Origin of the sequence: Microbispora sp. NPDC046973 (genome assembly GCF_040644495.1) — a bacterium.
Taxonomy (GTDB): domain Bacteria; phylum Actinomycetota; class Actinomycetes; order Streptosporangiales; family Streptosporangiaceae; genus Microbispora.
Map to the genome: position 1 here is coordinate 86,457 of NZ_JBEYWQ010000016.1, position 20,361 is coordinate 106,817.

At 64.8% G+C, this 20,361-nt stretch carries 24 protein-coding genes and 2 tRNA genes; 9 read left to right on the forward strand and 17 right to left on the reverse strand.

The features are described 5' to 3' along the window. Positions 1-22 precede the first annotated feature (22 nt). Together rlmB and ABZ860_RS26860 are read left to right on the forward strand one after the other, a co-directional pair. Positions 23-982, forward strand: a complete 960-nt coding sequence (gene rlmB, locus ABZ860_RS26855; RefSeq protein WP_357225080.1) for a 23S rRNA (guanosine(2251)-2'-O)-methyltransferase RlmB — start codon at positions 23-25, stop codon at positions 980-982. A 50-nt stretch (positions 983-1,032) separates the two neighbouring features. Continuing rightward, positions 1,033-1,108 (forward strand) — tRNA-Thr (locus tag ABZ860_RS26860). Between the two features lie 80 nt (positions 1,109-1,188). Here the strand turns inward: ABZ860_RS26860 and ABZ860_RS26865 are convergent. From ABZ860_RS26865 to ABZ860_RS26905, 9 genes are all read right to left on the reverse strand, one after another. Further along, positions 1,189-1,371 (reverse strand): hypothetical protein, encoded by a 183-nt coding sequence (locus ABZ860_RS26865; RefSeq protein ID WP_357225082.1) that lies wholly within the window; start codon positions 1,369-1,371, stop codon positions 1,189-1,191. Positions 1,372-1,714: 343 nt separating this feature from the next. Beyond that, positions 1,715-2,968, reverse strand: a complete 1,254-nt coding sequence (locus ABZ860_RS26870) for a site-specific integrase (protein ID WP_357225084.1) — start codon at positions 2,966-2,968, stop codon at positions 1,715-1,717. Beyond that, positions 2,968-3,150 carry a helix-turn-helix domain-containing protein gene (locus ABZ860_RS26875; RefSeq protein ID WP_357225087.1) on the reverse strand — a complete coding sequence of 61 codons (183 nt, stop codon included), beginning with the start codon at positions 3,148-3,150 and terminating at the stop codon, positions 2,968-2,970. Before ABZ860_RS26875 ends, ABZ860_RS26870 begins: the two co-directional genes overlap by 1 nt. Then, complete coding sequence (locus ABZ860_RS26880; protein ID WP_357225089.1) at positions 3,140-4,522, reverse strand: replication initiator; 1,383 nt, start codon at positions 4,520-4,522, stop codon at positions 3,140-3,142. Before ABZ860_RS26880 ends, ABZ860_RS26875 begins: the two co-directional genes overlap by 11 nt. Before the next feature lie 97 nt (positions 4,523-4,619). Then, positions 4,620-4,769 (reverse strand): hypothetical protein, encoded by a 150-nt coding sequence (locus ABZ860_RS26885; protein WP_357225091.1) that lies wholly within the window; start codon positions 4,767-4,769, stop codon positions 4,620-4,622. A 23-nt stretch (positions 4,770-4,792) separates the two neighbouring features. Then, entirely contained in the window at positions 4,793-5,152 is a 360-nt protein-coding gene (locus ABZ860_RS26890) for a hypothetical protein (RefSeq protein WP_357225093.1), read from the reverse strand. 17 nt (positions 5,153-5,169) lie between these two features. Continuing rightward, positions 5,170-5,829, reverse strand: a complete 660-nt coding sequence (locus tag ABZ860_RS26895; RefSeq protein WP_357225094.1) for a DUF2637 domain-containing protein — start codon at positions 5,827-5,829, stop codon at positions 5,170-5,172. Positions 5,830-5,847: 18 nt separating this feature from the next. After that, on the reverse strand, positions 5,848-7,200 hold the full coding sequence (locus ABZ860_RS26900; protein ID WP_357225096.1) for an FtsK/SpoIIIE domain-containing protein: 1,353 nt from the start codon (positions 7,198-7,200) through the stop codon (positions 5,848-5,850). Further along, positions 7,193-7,534: a hypothetical protein gene (locus tag ABZ860_RS26905; RefSeq protein WP_357225098.1), complete on the reverse strand. Its 342-nt coding sequence runs from the start codon at positions 7,532-7,534 to the stop codon at positions 7,193-7,195. The genes ABZ860_RS26900 and ABZ860_RS26905 overlap by 8 nt, the downstream gene beginning before the upstream one ends. 151 nt (positions 7,535-7,685) lie before the next feature. On the opposite strand from ABZ860_RS26905, the gene ABZ860_RS26910 reads away from it, so the two are divergent. Continuing rightward, positions 7,686-8,042: a winged helix-turn-helix domain-containing protein gene (locus tag ABZ860_RS26910; RefSeq protein ID WP_357225099.1), complete on the forward strand. Its 357-nt coding sequence runs from the start codon at positions 7,686-7,688 to the stop codon at positions 8,040-8,042. Between the two features lie 177 nt (positions 8,043-8,219). Here the strand turns inward: ABZ860_RS26910 and ABZ860_RS26915 are convergent, their stop codons facing one another. Next, the gene (locus tag ABZ860_RS26915) at positions 8,220-8,438 is read right to left on the reverse strand and encodes a hypothetical protein (protein ID WP_357225100.1); all 219 of its coding nucleotides are present in this window, start codon (positions 8,436-8,438) and stop codon (positions 8,220-8,222) included. A 150-nt stretch (positions 8,439-8,588) separates the two neighbouring features. On the opposite strand from ABZ860_RS26915, the gene ABZ860_RS26920 reads away from it, so the two are divergent. Next, the gene (locus ABZ860_RS26920) at positions 8,589-9,329 is read left to right on the forward strand and encodes an XRE family transcriptional regulator (RefSeq protein WP_357225103.1); all 741 of its coding nucleotides are present in this window, start codon (positions 8,589-8,591) and stop codon (positions 9,327-9,329) included. A 2-nt stretch (positions 9,330-9,331) separates the two neighbouring features. Beyond that, positions 9,332-9,808, forward strand: a complete 477-nt coding sequence (locus ABZ860_RS26925; RefSeq protein WP_357225105.1) for an NUDIX domain-containing protein — start codon at positions 9,332-9,334, stop codon at positions 9,806-9,808. Here ABZ860_RS26925 and ABZ860_RS26930 read toward each other — a convergent pair. The 3 genes from ABZ860_RS26930 to ABZ860_RS26940 all read right to left on the reverse strand — a co-directional run bounded on the left by ABZ860_RS26930 (position 9,791) and on the right by ABZ860_RS26940 (position 11,226). After that, on the reverse strand, positions 9,791-10,342 hold the full coding sequence (locus ABZ860_RS26930; RefSeq protein ID WP_357225107.1) for an HD domain-containing protein: 552 nt from the start codon (positions 10,340-10,342) through the stop codon (positions 9,791-9,793). The two genes, ABZ860_RS26925 and ABZ860_RS26930, sit on opposite strands and share 18 nt — an antisense overlap. 67 nt (positions 10,343-10,409) lie before the next feature. Continuing rightward, entirely contained in the window at positions 10,410-10,889 is a 480-nt protein-coding gene (locus tag ABZ860_RS26935; protein ID WP_357225109.1) for a GntR family transcriptional regulator, read from the reverse strand. Continuing rightward, entirely contained in the window at positions 10,873-11,226 is a 354-nt protein-coding gene (locus tag ABZ860_RS26940; RefSeq protein ID WP_357225111.1) for a hypothetical protein, read from the reverse strand. Before ABZ860_RS26940 ends, ABZ860_RS26935 begins: the two co-directional genes overlap by 17 nt. A 162-nt stretch (positions 11,227-11,388) precedes the next feature. Here ABZ860_RS26940 and ABZ860_RS26945 point away from each other — a divergent pair, with 162 nt between their 5' ends. Further along, positions 11,389-12,114, forward strand: a complete 726-nt coding sequence (locus ABZ860_RS26945) for an XRE family transcriptional regulator (RefSeq protein WP_357225114.1) — start codon at positions 11,389-11,391, stop codon at positions 12,112-12,114. Positions 12,115-14,497: 2,383 nt separating this feature from the next. Here ABZ860_RS26945 and ABZ860_RS26950 read toward each other — a convergent pair. The 4 genes from ABZ860_RS26950 to ABZ860_RS26965 form a co-directional block, all read right to left on the reverse strand. Beyond that, positions 14,498-14,836, reverse strand: a complete 339-nt coding sequence (locus ABZ860_RS26950) for a HEAT repeat domain-containing protein (protein ID WP_357225117.1) — start codon at positions 14,834-14,836, stop codon at positions 14,498-14,500. Between the two features lie 178 nt (positions 14,837-15,014). After that, on the reverse strand, positions 15,015-16,118 hold the full coding sequence (locus ABZ860_RS26955) for an HNH endonuclease (protein WP_357225118.1): 1,104 nt from the start codon (positions 16,116-16,118) through the stop codon (positions 15,015-15,017). Positions 16,119-16,736: 618 nt separating this feature from the next. Continuing rightward, entirely contained in the window at positions 16,737-17,585 is an 849-nt protein-coding gene (locus tag ABZ860_RS26960; protein ID WP_357225121.1) for an HNH endonuclease, read from the reverse strand. Positions 17,586-17,835: 250 nt separating this feature from the next. Continuing rightward, entirely contained in the window at positions 17,836-18,279 is a 444-nt protein-coding gene (locus ABZ860_RS26965) for a hypothetical protein (RefSeq protein WP_357225123.1), read from the reverse strand. 94 nt (positions 18,280-18,373) lie between these two features. On the opposite strand from ABZ860_RS26965, the gene ABZ860_RS26970 reads away from it, so the two are divergent. From ABZ860_RS26970 to ABZ860_RS26980, 3 genes are all read left to right on the forward strand, one after another. Further along, positions 18,374-19,012 carry a hypothetical protein gene (locus ABZ860_RS26970; protein WP_357225126.1) on the forward strand — a complete coding sequence of 213 codons (639 nt, stop codon included), beginning with the start codon at positions 18,374-18,376 and terminating at the stop codon, positions 19,010-19,012. A 574-nt stretch (positions 19,013-19,586) separates the two neighbouring features. Beyond that, positions 19,587-19,675, forward strand: a tRNA-OTHER gene (locus tag ABZ860_RS26975). 101 nt (positions 19,676-19,776) lie between these two features. Next, positions 19,777-20,001, forward strand: a complete 225-nt coding sequence (locus ABZ860_RS26980) for a DUF2283 domain-containing protein (protein ID WP_357225128.1) — start codon at positions 19,777-19,779, stop codon at positions 19,999-20,001. The last annotated feature ends 360 nt before the right edge of the window (positions 20,002-20,361 follow it).

Sequence of the window (20,361 nt, forward strand, 5' to 3'; positions counted from 1 at the left end):
GCGTGGCCCTACGCTAGAGACCATGGCGGGTAGGGCTTCAGGGAAGCCGTCGAAGAAGCAGGGGCCGGCGAAGGGCTCGGGTGGCAAGGTCAGGCGCTCCCTGGAAGGCAAGGGAGCGACGCCACCCGCGCACATGCGGCACTGGTACAAGGACAAGGCCCGCGCCGAGCGGATCGAGCGCGAGTCCCGGGGCGGCGGGGGTTCTCCCTCGCGTGCGCCGAGCCGTACGCGCCGGGAGGACGCTCCTGAGGTCATCGGCGGCCGCAACCCCGTGGTCGAGGCGCTGCGTGCGGGGGTCCCCGCGAACGCGCTGTACGTGGCGCAGCGGGTCGACAACGACGACCGCGTGCGCGAGGCCATCAAGATCGCGGCTGACCGTGGCATCGCGCTGCTGGAGGTCAGCAGGGACAAGCTCGACCGGCTGACCGAGAGCACCGTCCACCAGGGCATCGGCCTGCAGGTCCCGCCGTACGACTACGCGCACCCCGAGCAGCTCGTGGAGCGGGCCAGGGACGCCGCGGAAGTGCCGTTGATCGTCGCCCTGGACGGCGTGACCGACCCGCGCAACCTCGGCGCCATCGCGCGCTCGGCGACCGCCTTCGGCGCGCACGGGCTGCTCGTGCCGTCCCGCCGTTCGGCGGGCGTCACGGCCGGCGCGTGGAAGACCTCGGCCGGCACCCTCGCGACCCTCCCCGTCGCCCGCGCGTCGAACCTCACCCAGACCCTCCAGGCGTACCGGGAAGAGGGCCTGTTCGTGGTCGGCCTCGACGGCACGGCCACCGTGGACATCGCGGACGTCGAGCTCGCGAGCGAACCGCTCGTCGTGGTCGTCGGCTCGGAGGGCAAGGGCCTGTCCCGCCTGGTCAGGGAGGCGTGCGACCAGATCGCCCGCATCCCCATGAACGCCGCCGCCGAGTCGCTGAACGCCGGTGTGGCCGCCGGGATCGCCCTCTACGAGGTCGCCCGTCACCGTCGCCGGTGATTTCACCGTGACGGTACGGCCCTGGGCCCACTAAACTCGTCTGGTAACAGGCCGCCTTAGCTCAATCGGCAGAGCATCTGTCTTGTAAACAGAAGGTCTGGGGTTCGATTCCCCAAGGCGGCTCCAGCTCAGAGGCCCCTTCCCGCGACAGGGAAGGGGCCTCTCGCCGTCTGTACAGCAGGGCCGTACAGCAACGTACTCAGCTGTCAGGAGAGGGTAGAGGTGGCCGGGCCTTGCTTGGCGACGTACAGCGCTACCAGCGCCGTGACCTGACTAATGATCTGGCTGATGTCGGTTGCTCGGAAGCCGATCAGAGCTAGACCGATCGCAAGGCCTGCCAGGATGAAAGCGGCTACCACGGCATGTGGTGGTGGCGGTACTGTCGGCACTGTCGAGTCTCCTTGTAGTGGGCGACTTGAAGCGCGCTCCGAGCTTGGGGTGAAGATCTTTGGCGAGATATCCCTCAGCTCGGGGCGCGCGTTGCCCAAAGACTAGAGCAAGAACGGTCGGCTTTCTCGGCGCAGACAAACCGCAGTTCCCTAAGGGAAGCTAACGGTGTGGCTCGATATTTCGTAGGAGCGCTAAGGGATGTGAAGGTCCTTTGCATTCCGAGCTGCTCTTTTGGCATTGTAAGCAAACATACATTTGCCCAGCTCAGAAGTGCATTCGATGGTTTAATCGTCACGACCCGAGCCTCCCTGGCGCTGGAGAAGTTATAAGACAGTTATGTAGCTACGCCTCTGAAGCCTGATTACGATCAAGGTTTTGGCTCAGGCGGTCGAGGGCCTTGCGGGTAGTCGGCGAGGGGATCTGCGTGTAGACGTTCATGGTTAGCGAGATCTGCGAGTGGCGCAGGATGCGCATCGCGACGCGAGGGTGAACGTCGAGCGCGGCCAGGAGCGAGGCGCAGGTGTGCCGGGTGTCGTGAACGCGAATCCTAGGGACGTCGGCCCCGGCGCAGTGGAGGTCAAACGAGCGGTTGAAGTTCCGCGGTTCGATCGGCGTGCCGAATTTCGTGGTGAAGACGAGGTCTGAGTCCTTCCACTTCTCGCCGGCCTCTTTCCGCGCGTCCTCCTGTACCCGTTGCCGGTGCTTCAGCGCGGAGACGCAGAGGCCGATGAGAGGAAGGGAGTTCTCGGAGTCCTCCGTCTTCGTGGTGTCGCGGTGAAGTAGTTGACCGCTGACCCGAGTGAGCTGGTGATTGATCCACAGCTCGGAGTTCTCGAAATCGACGCTGTCCCAGACCAGCCCCAGCACCTCGCCGCGTCGCAGGCCGAGGCCGAGGATGAGCACGTACGCGGCGTAGAGCGGATCGTCCTTGCCTTTCACGTACTCCAGGAACCGCCGGGCCTCATCGGCGCTCCAGATGGCGTGACGCTTCCTGCGCTTGCTCTTGGTTTTCGCCTTCGTCGGGAGTGTGGCCAGCGCTGCGACGTTCTTCGAGATCAGTTCTTCTCGTATGGCGTTGCCCAGCGCGGCACGCAGGACGCTGCGGATACCGGTGATCGTGCTCCGAGACGGGTAGCTCTCGCAGCACTGCCCCTTTGAACAGCACCGCCGCTTGGACTCAGGCCGTTTGTGATCCTTCTTCTGGTCACAGCAGGTGCAGAGCGTCGTCAGGCTGTTGAGCCACGTCTGTACGTCGCGGACGGTGAGCTTGTCAAGCCGCTTCTTTCCGAGGGCGGGGATGATGTATAGCCGCACGAGCGGCTCATACGCAACGTAGGTCGTCGGCTCGCGGTTGGGCTTCACGACCTCGGCGAGCCACTGGGTCAGGTATGCGGCCACGGTGGGGTGCTTCGTCGGCACCGGTCCCTTGCCGGCCAGTTCGTGGAGCTTGAGCCACTTCTCGTGGGTCTCCTCGCGGGTCTTGCCGTACGCCCATTTACGGGTCCGCTTGCCTTCCGGCGTGGTGACCCAGACGTAGCCCGCCCACCCGTCCTTGTACGGAAAGACGGAGCCCTCGCCGTTGGCGCGCTTGCCCATCAGGCGGCCTCCTCGCAGAGACGGGTCACGTAGGCATCGAGAGCGGCGGCGGGGATGCGACGGCAACGGACGTTCACGAGCACCGAAGGCAGTTCACCCGAGCGGATGAGGCAGTAGAGCGTCCATCGGCTGACTTTGAGCACGGCCATCGCTTCAGGCACGGTGAGTAGCTCAGAGGTCATGAGGACCCCCAGAGCCGTGGAGCTGAGCGCCGTCCAGCGCAGCGACGAGGGCGTCACCGGACGAGTAGCCCTTTCCGGCGTACTCCCATTCGCTGATGACAAGGACGGTGTCTTCGTCGAGGAGGGGTAGGCGCCCGTGGGCGATCTCTTCGGTGTGAACGAAGCGTTCTCTCTCCGCCCGAATCTCGCGGAGGGTGGTGGAGTAGCGGCGGGATCGGGTGGAGAAGTGGCCGCGGAAGCCGAGCATGTGCGCCCAGTGGATCAACCGGAACTCGGCCAGTTCCTCGAAGGCGCCGAGGCGGAGGGATTCGGCGATAAGCCGCCGGGCGTGGTCGCGGACGGGTAGGGCGGCCAGGTCCTCGCCGGGGACGATGCGCCGGTCGATGGTGCCGACGGATTCAGCGGCCTTGGTGGCGTACTTGGCCACATACCCGGCTACGGCCTGGTCGGTCAGCTCGCCGTCCAAGGTGATCGGGCGGGCGTCGAGTTGCGTGCCCCATCGCAGCACCCGTTCCGGGTGGCCGTCGTACGAGGGCACCTTGGCGGTGACCACGGAGGCGGCGTGCTCTACGGCCTGGGTGAGCAGGTCGAGCGTGACCCAGGCAGGGGGCGGGGAGATGGGTCCGGCCGGGCCGTCGAGGCGGATGACGGCGTGCAGGTGAACGATGCCGCGGCGCTGGTATTCGGCGACCTTGGCGAAGGAGACGACGAGCTGGTCCCGCATGTCGCGGAGGGTCAGGCCACCGAGCTTGGCCAGGTGTCGGCGAAGGGCGTCGGTGAAGCGCTTCCACAGTAGCGGCGCGACCGCGTTGAACAGGACTGCGCCGGTGTAGTCGTAGCAGTCGGGGCACAGCGGCTCGCCGAGGCGGTCATCGTCGGTCCCGTGCCGGGCGGTGCAGGACTGGACGCGCCCGTGCGGGCAGGTCTCGGCGTCGCGGCGGGGGTGGCAGGGCAGGACGCTCCCGTTGTGCTGCCTGCGGGTGTGGACCGGGCCGAACGACGGCGCGGTGAGGGTGACGAACAGGCACGGGTGTGCCGTCACCGACGCGGGGACGCCTTTGCCGCCGACGAGGCCGGCGCGGATGAGGTGGTAGGTGTCGGCCCGGTAGGTCTCCGCGCAGGCCGGGCAGCGGGAGGCGCGGCGGGTCTTGCACGGGACGCGCAGGACGCCGTCGGGTTCGAGGCGGGTGCTGTAGCGGTGCAGCAGGGTCCCGGTGGCTTTGTCCCAGTGTTCGACCTTGCCACGCAGGTGGATCGGCTGCCGGCAGCCGCCCGTGTGGCGGATCTGGGAGGCGAAGCGGGAGCAGTTGGGGTCGTTGAGTCGGGCGATGGCGCCGCGGATGGCGTGCGCGTTGGCGGATGTTACGGGCAAGATGGAGACCTCCTTTCACTCGATGGGTGGAGGGATGGCCCCCGACCTGGCAGGCGTCTTGGCGGATGTACGGCCAGGCCGGGGGCGCTGACGTGGTTCAGCAGAAGCCGAGCCCGTCACAGTGGCGGCAGGTCTCGCCGTAGGAGTCGAGACCGCCTCCACCGCAGTGGCAGCACTGCCACCGGCGCGGCGTGATCGGCGCCGGAGTCGCAGGCGTGGCGGGCGGAGCCTGCTCGGTGTCGGGCATGGGTGTGTGACCTCCTTTCGTGGTCAGGCGGCTTGGGCCGCGCTCGCGTTGGGGATGGGGTCGGGCTGGACGCAGCCCTCGTAGCTCATGTGCGCCTCGTGCTCGGCGCGGCGGGCAGCGAGGATGGCCACGGCCTTGTACTCCACCGGGCCGAAGCGGACCGAAGCGCCGTAGTGGCCGAACTTCTGGTCAAGCGGATCGATCGGAGCGCCGAGCAGGTCGGCGACCTGATCCACCTCCGCGCGCATCTCGGCGTCGCTGCCGCGCTGTGGGAAGTGCAGGACGTTGACCGAGCGTGGGACGGGGACGGCCGGGTTGGCCTCCAGGAAGTCGGCCAGGGCGCGGAGCCCGGCGATGAGTGCGGAACGGTGGTCGTCGTTCATGGGCTGATCTCCTTTCGTCAGGCGGGTTCGGATGCGGTGCGGAGGCTGCGGAGCAGGTCGGAGGCGAGCTGGTTGGACACGCCGAGGCGGGCGCGTAGCAGGTCGCGGGTGATCGGTTTGCCGTGCTTGGCCTGGTGCTCGTCGGCCACGCGGCGGGCGTAGTCGACCAGAGCCGGGGATGGTCCCGGCTCGCCGTCTTGCCCGTCCTCGGTGGCGGGGACGAGCGCCGGAGCGGGGGTCGGTGAGGACGGGACGGCATCGACGGTCAGGACGGGCGCGGACGGTGCGGGACGAGGGGCGGCGGCGCGGCGTTCGAGCATCGAGACGGCGATAAGGAACGCCCCGGCGGGAGTGGCCGCCGTCAACCAGCCCCACACGGTCGGCTCGGCTTGGTGCAGGTTGGCGGCCAGGGACAACACGATCCCGCCGGCCAGAACGAGCGTCGGCCAGGACACCCACCCGTTGCGTTGCCGGCCGGTCTTCTTGTCCCGCTGGCGTTCGCGGGCGGCCATGACGCAGGTGAGGTCGACGCAGACGGCCACGGCCCACGACATCCAGCCGGTCTGTCCGTGGTCGGTGGCGGTCTCGCGGATGTGGGTGAACGATCCGGCACCCGCGATGGCGGCCAGGACGAGAACCGGCCCGGTGTCGAGAAGCCATGAGGCGAGGCGTCGCATCGTTACCCCCTTTCGTGATCAGGCGGACAACAACTCGGACAGCGCGACCTCATCAAGGCCGGTGACGCGGCCGGGCTGGGCGATCTCGGACCACGTGGGAGTGAGCCGGGACCAGTGCCGGGCGGTGTGTTCTGCGGTCTGCTCGGAGACGTGGAAGGAGCGGGCGCGGTACCACTGGCCGTCCTGATGGGCGACGATTGCGACACCGGGGGTCTCGGCGGGGATGGCGCGGGCGGAGACCAGGGCGGCGGGGTCGAGGTCGCCGAGGGTCATGGTGGCGGTTTCCGGGTCGTTGACCCGGTGGCAGATCCGCCCGGAGCACTGGGCGCGAAGCGCGGTGACGCCGGGTCCGAGGTCGGAGCCGATCCGCTGGCCGGACAGGAACAGGTAGATGCCGAACGCCCGCCCGAGCTGGGCGATGCGCAGCAGCGCGGTCGAGGTGTGGGCGATTTCGTCTTTCTCGGACTTGTCGGCCATCAGGTACAGCTCGGCCAGCTCGTCGACCAGCACCACGACCGGGAGCGGTCGCACGCCGGGCGGGAGTTGCCAGATGTTGCGTGCGCCGGCCGTACGGCACAGCCCCATCCGGTCGACCATCACGGCCATCAGGTCATCCAGCAGGGTGACGCTCTCGGTCCGCGTGGTGGCCAGGGCCGACAGCCGGGGCGCGTATGGGGTGAACTCGACGCCGCCTTTGAGGTCGATGCCGACCAGGGCGACCGGTTGCGGAGCGAGGCCGACGAGCAGGGCGTTGGCGAGGTTGGACTTGCCCGATTGGGTGGCGCCCGCGTTGATCCAGTGCGGCACCGTGCGGAAGTCGATCGTCCAGAGGCCGCCGGTTTCCAGCCGCCCCACTTGGACGGTGAGGAGGTCGCCCGAGGCCGGTATGTGGTCGAGCCGGACGAGTGGGTCTCGCACGGTGGCGGCCAGGACGACCCGGCCGGGACGAGGGGACGAGATCCGTACAGCATGCACACCCCAGGAGTGTGCGAGCCGTTCGGCCGCCTGGGCGTAGTCGGCGGGGATCTGCCCTTCGAGGGTGTGGACGGTGACGCGCCAGCCGTGCCGGGTCGGGCGGGGTAGCCACATGAACGGCTTGGTGTCGACCGCGACGCGCTGGAAGCGCCGCCGTACCTTGACGATCCCGGTGGAGGCGATCGCGCCGGGGACGGTGGTGAACCACCAGCGTTGCCGCTTCTTGGTCAGCCCGCATCCGAGGGCCACCTTGCGCCAGGTCGCCCGGACGGTGACCGCGACGAGGGGGAAGCCGACGAGCAGCCAGAAGGAGCGGAAGTGGTAGCGGTGCCAGGCCCACAGGCCGGCCACCGAAGCGGCCAGGCCCGCGAGCAGCACCACCAGGGCGTCACGCATGGGCGGACACCCCCGCCGGGACGATCGAGGCGGCCCGGTAGCTGATGCCCCAGCGGGCCTCGCCACCCCGGGACATCTCCCAGACGTACCCGACCAGGCCGACCGGGGTGACGTCCTGCCCGGCGGTGACCTGGGGTTCGCCGGAGGTGCCGACCTTGACGAGTTCGATCCGGCCGAACTCGTCCTCCACCGACAGGACGATCTCGTAGACGGTGTTGCCGTTCTTGTCGGTCTTGATCTCGCCGGTGTCCTGGTTGAGGACGCGCGGGCGGGGTGCGCGGACGCAGACGAACTGGAGCTTGGTCACGTCGACCGGGATCGGAATGGTGCGCATGTGTGAACCTCCTTAGCTCGATGCCAACATAGTTAACTAGGTTGGCATGGTTGTCAATGTCTTCTCGGTTGGCTTGGTCGTCGTGTTGTGCTGAGATGGGATCGGATGAGACTGGGCAAGATCTGCGGCTGAGACTGGGCAAGGGACGCGAATGGTGAGGAAGACGGGACGACCCGGTTACCTCCAGATCGCCGACGATCTGCGTGAGCAGATCCGCGGCGGGTCTCTGCCGCCCGGCGCGCCGTTGCCGTCGACCACCCAGCTCGCCGAGCAGTACGACGCCTCGCTCAGCGTCGTGAAACTCGCGGTCGGAATCTTGCGCACCGAGGGCCTGGTCATCGGCCAGCAGGGCAAGGGCGTGTTTGTCCGGGAAGACGTCCCACACGTCGAGCCGGGGCCGGCGGGCGACTTGGCGAGCGAGGTCATCGCGCTACGCACCGCCGTACAGGACCTGTCGGAACGCCTGGCACGGGTCGAAGCGACCTTGTCTCAGCGATCCGAGAGTTAGGACCGCCGTTCCGGACCTTTAACCCGGTGACGTGGCGGGCCAGCCGGGCTGACGCATCGCCCGAGGCTTCGCCCCGGAACATGGCCTTGTCCTCCCGCCGGATGCCGACCAGGACCGTCACGTAGCCGACGGCCACAACCGCGGCCAGGGCCAGGGCGATGATCAGAGGCAGCGCGCTCACGACCAGATCACCCCCAGGACTGCGGCGCCGAGCGGGCCGCGCGGGGGACGGCGGGTGATGGCGCGACGCCGGGCGGCCCGGCGGCGGGCGACCTGACGGCGTGCCCAGCGGTCACGAGCGATGCACTTGCCGCAGCGGGTCTGCCCTTCCTCGAGCAGCGCCCCGCACTCGCAGCCGGGCACCTCCTCCGGATGGGTGATGGTGGTGTCTGTCATGGTCTGTTCTCCTTCCGTCGCAGGTAGTGGTGCGTTGTGACACCGAGAGTGCGACGGAAGGGCAGGACGAGATCACTACACGACGGGACATGTTCAAGACGTCCCGTCTACGATTGCCACGTCCCTGGACGTCCTGACGCGGCAGGTGAGATGGCCAACGAGCGACTACGCGCGGCCCTTCTGGAACGCGGGGTAAGCATCAGTGAGCTGGCGACCGCGATCCAGGTGGACCCCAAGACCGTCGAACGCTGGATCACCAAAGGCCGCGCACCGTACCGAAAGCACAGGTACGCCGTCGCCGCTCACCTGGGGATGGACGAGAGTTACCTGTGGCCTGAGGCGTTGACCCGGGAACAAGTCGCCTCAGCGTCCGAGAGCGAGATCGTCACCGTCTACCCGCACCGCTGGGCCGTTCCCCGGGACGCCTGGGGACGTCTGTTCGCGTCCGCCACGCAGGAAATCGGTGTCCTGGTCTACAGCGGCCTGTTCCTCGCCGACGACGCCGGCATTGTGCGCATGCTCGGCGAGAAGGCCGCAGCCGGAGTGAGGGTGCGCATCCTGCTCGGTGATCCCGACAGTCCCGAGGTCGCCCAGCGCGGTGCCGACGAGGGCATTGACGACGGCATGGCGGCCAAGATCCGCAACGTCCTCGTCCTCTACCGTCCCATCCGCGGCCTGGACGGGGTGGAGATCCGGCTCCATCGCACGGTGCTGTACAACTCCATCTACCGCGGGGACGATCAGCTTCTCGTCAACACCCACGTGTACGGCGTGCCCGCCGGCAACGCCCCGGTCCTGCACCTACGGAAGGTGTTAGGCGGGGACATGGTCACCACCTACGTCGACAGCTTCGAACGGGTCTGGGAGCAGGCCACGTCGGTAGGGTCGTGATCGTGGCCCGCCGGATCGACTACTACGACGACCCTGATGCTCCCCAGGCGAACAGCCTGGTTCCGTCCGTCAACGTCGTCGTCACCAACGACGCCGGGGACATCCTCATGATCCGCCGCAGCGACAATGACAACTGGGCCGTCCCCGGTGGTGCCATCGACCTCGGCGAATCCCTCCCCCAGGCCGCCATAAGGGAGACCCTCGAAGAGACCGGCGTGTTGTGCGAGATCACCGGCCTTGTCGGTACCTACACCGACCCCCGCCACGTGATCCTCTACACCTCCAACGGCGAGGCCCGGCAAGAGTTCTCCATCGTCCTCACCGCACAGGCCGTCAGCGGCGAACCCACCCCCAGCGACGAGTCTCGCGAAGTCCGTTGGGTGCCCCGCGACCAGGTCGAGGCGCTGCCGATGGACCGCTCAATGGCCCTGCGGATCGGCCACTACCTCACTGGCATCGGGCTACCGCACATCGGTTAGCGCCGCCTCCACCGCCCGAACCGCGGCAAGGATGCAGGGTGTCGAAGTAGTGATCGAGCGGCTGACCAGGTGATCAGGACCGTACCGGGAATGGATCTCGGCTAGCCGCTCGTGTACACCGAGGTGTCGGCCGTCGGGACCGGTGGTCATGTCGCAGTAGGTCAGCGCGTCGGCCAGCTCTCGCCGCTCCGGGGCGAACTCCTTGGTCAAGGCGTCGTATAGGTCACGTTCGGTGGCCTCGTTCACGGCGCAGGAGTGATGGGCGACCAGACGACATAGTCGCTCGTCGGCGCCCGCCACATCACGCAGGTAGCGAGCGCCGTCGAGGGGGTGAAACCCGGTGTCGACCAGCTCAGGGGAGTAGCCGATGTCATGAAGGTAGGCGGCAGCGGTCAGCGTGTCGGTTTCCTCTCCGAAGATCGGGTTCAGCGACACGGCCCGCGCCGCCACCCCCTCGGTGTGCGCCCAGCGCCGAGGCAGCGGCCTGGCTAGGAGTCGTTCGGCCAGGTCCCGCGCCCACGCAGTCTGTCCCACGGGACAGACGATAGGTGCACCCGCCCCCGCAAGACCTAGGGCACCAACCCAGACGTCCTAGGACGTCCTACTCATCAAAGCGGACGAACCGGCCCTTGCCCTGCCGGGACACGATCAGCCCTTCGCGCTCCAGCTCCGCGAATGCCTGCCGTACGGTGTTGCGCGACGCCTCGTACAGCCAGCGAAGTTCCGCTTCGCTGGGCAGCAGGTCTCCGGGACCGAGGTCGCCCCGCTCGATCCGCCGCCGCAGCTCGCGGGCGATGAGCTGGTAACGGTATGAGGCATCGACCGGCGCGTCAGCGCCTTGCACGAGCCGCCCCTTCGAGGGGACCGTCACGATCAACCCCTCTGCCTCCAAGGTCCGCAACGCACGACGCACTGTGTTGCGGGCAACGCGGAACTCCGCCGTCAGAGCGGTCTCCGAGGGCAGCGCCCGGCCCGCCGGATAGACACCTGTCGTGATCCGCTCGCGCAGCCGCTCAGTTAGCTTGCCGGAGACTCGCTGCCCGGTCAGCCATGCCTTGCGCCGTTCAGGAGCGGTGCGCATCGAGAATCTTCGTCAGGTCGATACCGAGCTCTCCCTGTTCGCCCTCGCGCCAGCCCTCGCGCGCCGCCTTCTCGATCCGGTCGGCCGCCGGCAGCAGGCGCAGGCACGAAACCCGCTCGTCGTGCTGGTCGCCCCAGTAGAACCACAAGAACGCCAGGTGGACGTAGACCCGGCGGGGCCGTAGCCGACTGTCGGTCACGTCCAGGGCTGGCCGGTTCTTTTCATCCACGATCAGGACCGCCGTGATCCCGCGCTGTGCCAACTCATCCCGCAGCTCCGTCAAGAGCTGTTCCTGATACTCGCGCTGCCGCTTCTGAACCGGCCGCAGTTGTTCCATGCCTGACACGCTCCTTTCGGCTTGGGTGGGCGCGTTCATCGCGCCCATGCCGAACGAGCTTCCGCCGAGGCGGGGGAACCTCTACACCGCGACTAAGGGACGTCTAGGGACGTCTCGTGTTAACGTCGCAGGCAGAGCCGCCGCCCCAGGAGGTACACCCCCGTGAGCGACACCCTGCGCCATGCCCTTGCCCGGGCCAGACTCGGAACCGTCGACGTCGCCGCCGCCCTCGAAGTGGACCCCAAGACGGTCGACCGCTGGCTCAAAGGCCGCGTCCCCTACCCCCGCCACCGCTGGGCACTGGCCGACATGCTTCAACTGGACGAAGGCGATCTGTGGCCCGACGTCGCCCAACTGCGGCGAACCATTTCCCACGAAGTGAAAGCCGTCTATCCCCACCGCTGGGCCGTACCGCAGAACATCTGGCGGCGGCTCTTCCAGGGCGCAAGCCGCGAGATCGACATCCTGACCTACAGCAGCCTGTTCCTCGCCGAGGACACCGGCATGATCCGCCTGCTCGCCAGCAGAGCCGAGGCAGGCGTGAAGATCCGCATCCTTCTCGGCGATCCGGACAGTCCCGAGGTAGCCGCCCGAGGAGCCGAAGAAGGCATCGGAGCCGACGTCATGGCCGCCCGAGTACGCAATGCCCTCATGCTGTACCGGCCGCTCCAGGAAGTCGACGGCGTAGAAATCCGCCTCCACCGCACGACCCTCTACAACTCCATCTACCGGGCCGACACCGAGTTACTGGTAAACGTCCATGCCTACGGCACCGCAGCGGCCCAGGCCCCCGTGCTGTATCTCACGGCCACCAAGGACGAAGACAGCACAGCCGTCTACCACACCAGCCTCGAACGTATCTGGGCCGTCGCCCAACCGTTTCGCTGATCGGTCTCGCTGCAGGAAGCTACTTTTCTTCTCGCTATCAAGCCGCCTTCGGCGGGGGCGCGGTGGGAGGGGGAGCGAAGGCGCCGCGGGGAGGATGCGCGAGGGGGTGGCAGGCTCGACGATCCGAGACAGAAGGCGGGCCACCAAGGAGGAGGGCCCGCCGGAGAAGGGATCGGCAGAGGAGGAGGCTGTTTCCTGAGCTGTCTTCCAGTGACACCGTGAGGGGGTCGAACGCCGGTGGGAGGCACAGCGCGGCCAGAAGCCATCACGGCCCGCACTCCCAGAGGGGAAGGCACGCGGACACAGGTTGTGTCTACCGCTGGGCCGCGCGCCCGCCCTGCCGGCGGGCTGCGGCTCTCCGGCCGGTCCCGCCGGCAGGCGGCGCGCACCCCGCGCCGACAAGCGGCGCGGGTGTTCAACCGGTGGCGGCAAGCGGCAATGTGCGAGAAGTGATCTCTCTCCCCAAGTGGTGAACGGGCCGTTGGCCACGAGCGGCACCACCAGAGCCGAAGAACCCGGAGACCAAGAGGGGCGACGCTGGCAGACGAGGGGAGAGAAGAAGGAGCGGAGAGGGGACGGGGCGGAAGGTGCGAGAGACAGGACCTTGGGGCGCTGCCCCAAACCCCGGGGCCTCCGACTCCGAGAGGGGGCCGCGAGCTGGCGCCGTAGCTGGCTGGACTGGAAGTCCTGATCTCTCGTCTGCCATCGATCCAGGCAAGCCCAGCAGCCCGGCTCCTCCAGGTCAAGCCCAGCCGCGCCGGCAGGACAACCAGCGCGCGAGGAAGGTCACCGGGAGCAGGTACACGCGAGGCAGGGCTTGACCTTCCGTCCCCGGCCCGCTGTCGCTTCGCGATGGGTCGACGGCAGACGAGAGATCAGGACAAGGCGAGCGTGCGGGATCGCGCAACGAATGGCGCAGGGCATAGTGGCACACACGACCCCTTGACCCCCAGTCAAGTGCGCTGCCAAACTGCGCGACGTTCCGGCGTTCCCGAAACTCCGGAACGCACAGCGATCTTATCGCATGTCTACCTCACGCAGCGCCCGGATTCTCGCATAGAGAACCCTGGCGATGGGAGTGAGCGACTTCCACCGGGCCATGACTTCCGTCTCGCTCAGTAACGAGTCTTCCCACAAGGCATCTATCAGATCATCCCCGTACAGGCCCTTGTATCGAGACGGGTCCAACCCCTTGAACAGCTCCATGTGCGCGGCCCACAAAGCGGCCAGGTCCCACTTGTAGACGGGGATGCGATCCTTATAGTCGTGGCAGTCGAGGCATGTCGCTACAACTCTCGTACCGCCCGCCGACTTCGGGACCGGAAAGTGATCATGCTCGTGCCGCTCCAGGGGGTCGTCGCAGTAGAAGCACAGTCGACAGGAGCACTTTTGAGACTTGCGACGCAGCTCGCTCGGCTTCACGACTTCCCTCCGGGCACAGACTGATGTGATGCAGGCTAGAGCAAGGCACTGACAACTTTCGGGGTGAGAGACGTGCCAATCGGTCTAGATCGTCGAGCCGCAAAGGGCGCAAGCAGGGCCCACGAGCGCGAAAAGCAGCGCGAAACGATGAGAACCGTCGAACGTAGAAAGCCCAGCTCAGCCCATGAGCCTGGCGATCATTGCAGTTCAGCCCAGGTGGCGGATCAGACCTACGACGTATGATCCTCGGTGCTGTGATGGGCTCTACCTACGGCTTTGCTATGCACTGTGTGCTGACGGACGTCGATCGCGACTGTCTTTCGGCGTCTCTTGCGATCTAGGTCGCTCCGCATGCGATGGCGCAGCTCGGCAAATCGGTTCGCCCACTGATCCTGAGCGGCACGGTAGGCCGGGTCGTCGTGCGTCCCTCCTCCGCCTTCCACTAGATCACGCAGGCTTCTCAGAGCATTGAATGCAGAGGTGGACGCCTCGATGACTTGGTCTGGTGCGACCAGTGCAACCTGGTACCGCATCTCATACGCTTTGGCATCCTTGAACGCATCAAAAGCCAGGCGAGCCCTATCGTCAACGGATGCCACCGAAGACCGAGCGGCGACTCGAAGGTTATGCCGCGTCAGAGACAGTGCTGCAAGGTAGTCCCCATATGCCTGACGTTTACTAGCACGGTCGCCTTCTCGTTGGCTGCGACTCGCCCGTGTCAAGTCAGCGACAAGCGTCGCGCCGACGCCAATCGCGGCACCAAGTACCGTGCTTAGTAATGGCATCCAGTCCATCTCAGAAAGACTACTGACTGGTTCCTCGTGCGTGACCAACTGCGTGACAACGCCGACGGACGACCCTGGACGCTGGTGGACAGCAGCAGACGGTGCCCCGCAGGTAAGAGCATGTAAGACCAGTTCGAAGGCCCATTGCCGTTCCCTGATAAGGAAGAGGTTCTAGCTCACCTCATCGGCCGATTCGCCCGCTCACGCCATAACACTTGGCGGGCTTCCTTGGTACCCAGGAGGGTCAAGGCTCGCAGTGCGCAGTCTCGTAATGGCTCATCCTCGGACTGGGCCACCTCAGTCAGCAACGGAAGCGCTTCCGGAGACCGAGCTTCAGCGATCAGCTCCAGCAACCAGCACCGCAGGCCGCGGTCTTCGTGCTCCGCCCGGAACTCGTCGATCAGCTCCGCAACGTGATCCGCTGCGTAGGGCCGAAGGCTGTGAAAGCCGTCTTCCTGCTTCTGCGGATCGCTTCGGCGCATCAGGTGCATGGCGTCCTGAAACCGCTTGATCACGAGGCTGAGGGTACCGCTGAAAACAGCCCGCATGGGGACGCGCCTCGGGGCACATCGGGGGCGCATCGCAGCGGAAACCGGTGGCAAGCGATGGCAACCAACGGAAGCGGTCCCGCAGGTCGGCGATGGCTTGTGCGCCGTTGTCGCAGGTAGGGGGCACGCTGAATTTGTACCCGGCCTACAGGCCAAGCACCTCTCGCGTGGATAATTGTAGATGCAGTCCCCGAGCTACACCCAGTAGCTCTTTTTGGAGAGCGCGCCGCGTACTGCCTCGTGTCTTGATTGCATGACAGTTCGGGCAGAGTGCGATCATAGTACTCGGGTGGTCACGCCCGCCTCGGGCTAACTCGTTAACATGGTCCACTTCAAGAATGGGGTCGCCCTTGTCTGTCACGTCGTTAGGCTGACCTGCGCACTTCGGGTTCTCACATCGTCCATCAGCACGAAGAAGCACTGCAAGACGGGCCTGCGCTGATCGGAAGTATCGCTCGGTGACAGTACGGGTAGAGCGTCCGCTGTTCTGGCGCTCGCGTGACTCGACCGAGGCGCAGAGGCGCTGGTAGCGCTCGCGAGCATCAGAGGGATTAGCTGCAACAGGCGCCTCTGTGCCGAGCGTGTCATCGCGTGTCTGGTGGGTGTCTTCAGCTAAGAGCGCCAGAACCTCGGCGGGCCAAGTGTCGCGAAACGGAGAGGGTACTGGCGCTAGAACCCAGGCGTACTCTCGGCGCCAGTTCTTCTTGGTGTCCTTTCCCCAGACATAGCGCCGCTCCACAATTACCGCCCAGCTTTCAAATTCCCAATCGCCGCCGAGTGGTTTATGCCAGTACCGGATCGCGCGTTGCTCGGCTTGGTAGTTAGCGAGTTGCTGATTTCCGCCTGTCATGCGCTGATGACCGACCAGGCCATCACCTCGGTACTCAATCAAGTTGGTATCAGGGATGCGACGGTCTGCGTGAGGTCCCTCCTCATCCGCGAAGACGCACATCAGTCCGTCTTCCAGCGGTCCGATGCCAGAAACTCTCTGCCCGCCGTGAGCTTCCCATAAAGTTGTGCGGTTGCTGTAGTTTACGCTTCCAGGTATGGGGAGGAGCGCTTCCATCTCACGACCGGCAAGGATCTCGTGGAGTCCCGTAGCTTGCAAGAAGTCATCCGCAATGGGATTGAAGAACCGGACTAGCACAAGTGCAGCAGCTTGTGCGAGGACGTCGGTCTGCGTGGAGAGCAGGTTGTGAATGACCGGTGGAAAGCCGGCTGCTGGATCAATTGCATCCAGTGACGACAAAGTGGGACGTCTGCGCCCTGAGGTTAGAGTCAGCTTGTCTGCGGGTGAAATCTCCCACAAGTGATCAGTAGCGTGCAGGACCCAGAAGGGATAGACGGCCGCGTCGGGGCCCGCTCCGTTGCCATACTTGGCTGCGAGTTCTTTGAACGCTTCTCTTACCTCTCGCCACCGGGTGAGCCTTGGCTGTCCATTAGCCACTCTTCCTAGAAGCCACAGAAGGAGCAGTGGCCGGTGGAGGAGGGTAACTCCATCACGACCCCGCGGTGCGAGGTGCCCTAGCTGTTTGATGAATTTCCGTGCCTCGAGATGATGACTAACGTTCTCAATCGTCTCTTCGTCGACAGGTAAGCGCGCCTCTTCCCCTCCTTTCAATCTCCTAGGTCGGATGTCAGGATGGTTGCATCGCGGGCATTCACAACGTGCATAGCTACGCCCGTCCAGTGGCTTCGTTAGATAAACTTCGCCCGTACAGCGAGCATGGTATTTCGGATCTAGCTTCAAGCATAGCGAGGTCAAATGTCCGGGAAGTGCTACTAGATCTGGATCCTCCGGTATATCCCGAAAAGTTCTACCTGCCATGCGGTGGCACTCCCCTTCGGTTGAAGCAATATTAGGTCACTACATGTTCCCCTGAATCCATCGCAGTTGCTCTACGACACTCTCTAGGTGAGCAACCGTCTCGGGAAGATTTTGCAGGGTGTAGGCTGCGCTTGCCAGTTGCGCGATCGTTGTCTCGCCGGGGAGCTCTTTAGCCAGGTCGGAGAGCAGACTTACCGTATCCGTTAATCCGTGGAGATCCCTTGACGTCTCCGCCAGAAGAGGCACGACGTCGGGGAGGTGCTTTAAATCCTCGGCGGCTGACGCAAGCAGTGGAGCATAATCACCCAAGGTGATGAGTTGGTCGGAGGAACTGCTCAGCATGGTAACCAGATCGGGATCTAAACCCATCGCCTCAAGCCGTGCTTCCGCCAGCTCATCAATCAGGGCACGTAAGAGTGCCGCTGCTTCTGCGTCTGTTGCCTCGAACCGTTCGATTGCTTCATGCATTCGTTCGGCTATCGACTCGTGAGCATCAACGAGGATTTCTCTAAGGCGATCCTCGGTCAGTCTGCCCAAGCCGTCTAGAGCGGACAGACCAGGACCTTCCCGTTTTGCCTTCCACTCTTGGAGCAGCTCAGGGGGGTAGAGGTCGCGTCTTCGACCATCAATCCGCTTGTGATGCGGTCGACAGAGGAGAATGATGTTAGGGAAGTCATCCAGTTCGTCTTCCGTCATCTGCTCGTTTTCTCGTGCACCTCCCGGGTTCGCTGCATAGATATGAGCTTTTTCCACGTTTAACTCAGGTACTCCGTCAATCATCTTGACAATTGGCTCAGTACACGGAGGACTCGGCCAGTAGCAGGTTCCTTGTGCCAGAGAGTAGAGCGCCGCCAGAGTGCTGTCTGAGTACTTGCGCTGCCGTCCCATGTGACCTCATCCCTTGGTTCATGCATCGCTCTCCGTTGAGAATAGATGCACTTAGGGTGGACGGCTAGTGCTTGACATAGCAGTCTGCCAGCCACCTTGTGCAGACCGACTGGGTCTGTCGCTGATCAGACCTGCGGACCAGTCGGGACCCCGCCATGCGTACGGCCCGAGCGACAGCACAGGCGCACCTTGCTCTCGCCCTTTCGAGCGCCGCTGACCTGTAGAAAGGCCTACATGAACGTCCTAGGGATCAAGTGATTGCGGGTGCCGGACGGTTGTTGATTTGCGCCGTCACGATCCGCACTAGCTGGTTTCTGATCTCCATGAGCTGGCGCGCCAGCTCATCCAGTGTCTGGGGATCAGCCGGATGCCGTACATAACTCTTGTAATGAAGTAACTCCCACCCTTGACCCGGATCGTCGTTAACCCACATTGCATGGACCACAGTATGGCGCCGAGCCAGGAGGTCAGCGGCTTTCTCTACAACAGGTAGGAACGCATCCCGATAGGCCGGCGCGGCAACCTCAATGGAGCGGCGAGCGGCCCGGAGCGGCTCGCCCGGCTTGGCCAAGATCTTAAATGCGTTACCGTCAGCCTGACTGGCACCAATCCATGCAAGGACCAGTTCGAGATCACCGGCTGCGATGGTAATGCGGCCCACCGCCGCGACCACATCATCGGGGAGACCGTTCATACAACCCTCTTCAATCCAGGCCTATAACGAGCCCCGCCGGCTTATAAGAAAAACCGTGCGACGGCGACAGCTCCAAAGGTCTACTATCTATCCTATGAACCAACACAGCCCTGACCTTCACTTCGGGATCGAGGTTGCCGGCCAGCGTTCGCGCTGGTGGCGAGTCCGATCCGGTGCACGCAGGCCCGAACTGTTCTTAGAGCGTGAAAGCGTCACTCAGGCACATATTAGCCTACATGAGTCTGGGCAATGGCACCTGAAAGTGGACAAGAAGCAGAGAGTCCTCTGGAATCGACCTAGCGAGATTGCGATAGGTTTCACCCGCGCATTGCTAATTATCCAGCCCGGAGCTGTAGCCACAATCACGCTGCCCGACACGCATGATGTGAAGCGAATTAACATCACAGAACGCGCCCATCCAGTGCATTTTAATGTGTTTATCGAGAAGCCTGAGATAAATCTTTCCAGTTGGCCGGGAAGAACTTCCATGGGGACTGTCCTAATTGGACGTATCCCACTGGCTAACGATGCTGGTTGGTGCTCAGTTGTTGCCCATCAGGAGCCGTTCACTCTTGCTCCTCAGTTAGGCCCCAAGCCGACCGAGGAAGTTGTGAACCAGATGCGAGAGGCTGCCGAAGATGGAAGCCTTTATGCCACCTTGGTAAGTGAGCTAGCGGATGGCACCATGGCATTCGTTGACGGCCGAGTCTCAACCGTGTCGGAAACTAAGTAGCCCGCCTGAAACGACCAAGCCTGGGCAGTGACCAGGCTTGGTCGCTGCTCGTACGGCAACCTGAGTGACAACCGCCACGAACGCCGGCGAACATCCACGAACGAGATGCTGCTCTCTCTGTGAGGCTCATCACTACTATCTATGCCGGCGGCGCTGGGGCTTATCTGCTTCCCCTTGGACCCTCCATTGGATGCCGTAGGCGTCAAGAGCTCGATAAACAGTATCTCGTGCGAGGCCGGTGAGCATACTCAGTCGACGAATGTTCCTTTTCTCCCTGCTCGTATAACTCTACCGCTATTTGTTTCCGCCCGTAGATGCTCCCATCGTGCGCAGCTCTAGAGAAGTAGCCCTCAGCCCGCTCGACGTGAGTGACTGAGTGACAACCAAGGCGATGCTCGGCGAACAGTGTCGGTCAGTAGTGACGCTGGATGTTGATGCATAGGCCAGATGCGGCAACTCGAGGTGGTCACTGGTTGGCTTCATATCGAAGGCGGATCCGTGCAGAGCCGGTTGCTGTACAGCAACTCTTACAGCAACGCTGGCTTACGGAGGCGTACAGCACCGGCCCGTGACTGCCGCTTCAGCGGGCCGGAATGCTGCCGACGAGGCGTCTGCCCTTCCCTTGTAAACAGAAGGTCTGGGGTTCGATTCCCCAAGGCGGCTCTCGTACGGAAGGCCCCTGATCAGCGTCATCGCGGTCAGGGGCCTTTGCTTGTCTGGACAATCTTGGGATCTGGCTGACACCCCTGCTGACAGGAGACCAGATGACCTTGGAAGAGCACCCGGGCACGTGGACATACGATCCCGAAGCCGGAGCGGCATACGTTTACCTGCACGGCCCGATTCCGCCCGGCGGTGTCGCTGAAACGGTGACCGTGGACAGGCCGATGGTGAACCTGGACCTGGACGAGAACGGCAGGGTGATCGGTATCGAGATCCTCGCCACGTGGCCAGGCGAACGGGGCGACAAAGAAGACGATCACAGGTAGGAGAGCGCGTCTGACAGTGGTAGGGCTCAGGCGGAATTTCTGATCGAGTTGCCGTACGGGTTCAAGTCGCCGCCCGTGCCGGGCGGCGGTGGCGCGGCGCGTCCGGACGCGGCCGGGCGTGCGGCCTCTTCGGGCCGGTCCCGTCCGCGCCGACGCCAGCCGCGCCCGATCCCCGGCAGACGCATGACGCTCGCAGGAAGCGCGACCACCAGGACGAGCACGACGCCGACCGCCGCGGCCACGCGGAAGCGCCGCAGATGGCTGAGGTCTTTCTTCGCCTCCGGCGGGGGATCTCCGGCTCCGAGGTGATCACGGCGCGCGAGCCGGGGTTCGTGGGTGGCTGGGGAGCCTGATCGCCTC

Excerpts from the sequence above, each read along its gene's own strand:
- ABZ860_RS26980 (WP_357225128.1), top strand. The coding sequence starts at position 19,777 with ATGACCTTGGAAGAGCACCCGGGCACGTGGACATACGATCCCGAAGCC.
- ABZ860_RS26875 (WP_357225087.1), bottom strand. The coding sequence starts at position 3,150 with ATGACCTCTGAGCTACTCACCGTGCCTGAAGCGATGGCCGTGCTCAAA.
- ABZ860_RS26910 (WP_357225099.1), top strand. The coding sequence starts at position 7,686 with ATGGTGAGGAAGACGGGACGACCCGGTTACCTCCAGATCGCCGACGAT.
- ABZ860_RS26965 (WP_357225123.1), bottom strand. The coding sequence starts at position 18,279 with ATGAACGGTCTCCCCGATGATGTGGTCGCGGCGGTGGGCCGCATTACC.
- ABZ860_RS26870 (WP_357225084.1), bottom strand. The coding sequence starts at position 2,968 with ATGGGCAAGCGCGCCAACGGCGAGGGCTCCGTCTTTCCGTACAAGGAC.
- ABZ860_RS26890 (WP_357225093.1), bottom strand. The coding sequence starts at position 5,152 with ATGAACGACGACCACCGTTCCGCACTCATCGCCGGGCTCCGCGCCCTG.
- ABZ860_RS26935 (WP_357225109.1), bottom strand. The coding sequence starts at position 10,889 with ATGCGCACCGCTCCTGAACGGCGCAAGGCATGGCTGACCGGGCAGCGA.
- ABZ860_RS26885 (WP_357225091.1), bottom strand. The coding sequence starts at position 4,769 with ATGCCCGACACCGAGCAGGCTCCGCCCGCCACGCCTGCGACTCCGGCG.
- ABZ860_RS26960 (WP_357225121.1), bottom strand. The coding sequence starts at position 17,585 with ATGGGACGGCAGCGCAAGTACTCAGACAGCACTCTGGCGGCGCTCTAC.
- ABZ860_RS26900 (WP_357225096.1), bottom strand. The coding sequence starts at position 7,200 with ATGCGTGACGCCCTGGTGGTGCTGCTCGCGGGCCTGGCCGCTTCGGTG.
- ABZ860_RS26970 (WP_357225126.1), top strand. The coding sequence starts at position 18,374 with ATGAACCAACACAGCCCTGACCTTCACTTCGGGATCGAGGTTGCCGGC.
- ABZ860_RS26920 (WP_357225103.1), top strand. The coding sequence starts at position 8,589 with ATGGCCAACGAGCGACTACGCGCGGCCCTTCTGGAACGCGGGGTAAGC.
- ABZ860_RS26895 (WP_357225094.1), bottom strand. The coding sequence starts at position 5,829 with ATGCGACGCCTCGCCTCATGGCTTCTCGACACCGGGCCGGTTCTCGTC.
- ABZ860_RS26915 (WP_357225100.1), bottom strand. The coding sequence starts at position 8,438 with ATGACAGACACCACCATCACCCATCCGGAGGAGGTGCCCGGCTGCGAG.
- rlmB (WP_357225080.1), top strand. The coding sequence starts at position 23 with ATGGCGGGTAGGGCTTCAGGGAAGCCGTCGAAGAAGCAGGGGCCGGCG.
- ABZ860_RS26940 (WP_357225111.1), bottom strand. The coding sequence starts at position 11,226 with ATGGAACAACTGCGGCCGGTTCAGAAGCGGCAGCGCGAGTATCAGGAA.
- ABZ860_RS26905 (WP_357225098.1), bottom strand. The coding sequence starts at position 7,534 with ATGCGCACCATTCCGATCCCGGTCGACGTGACCAAGCTCCAGTTCGTC.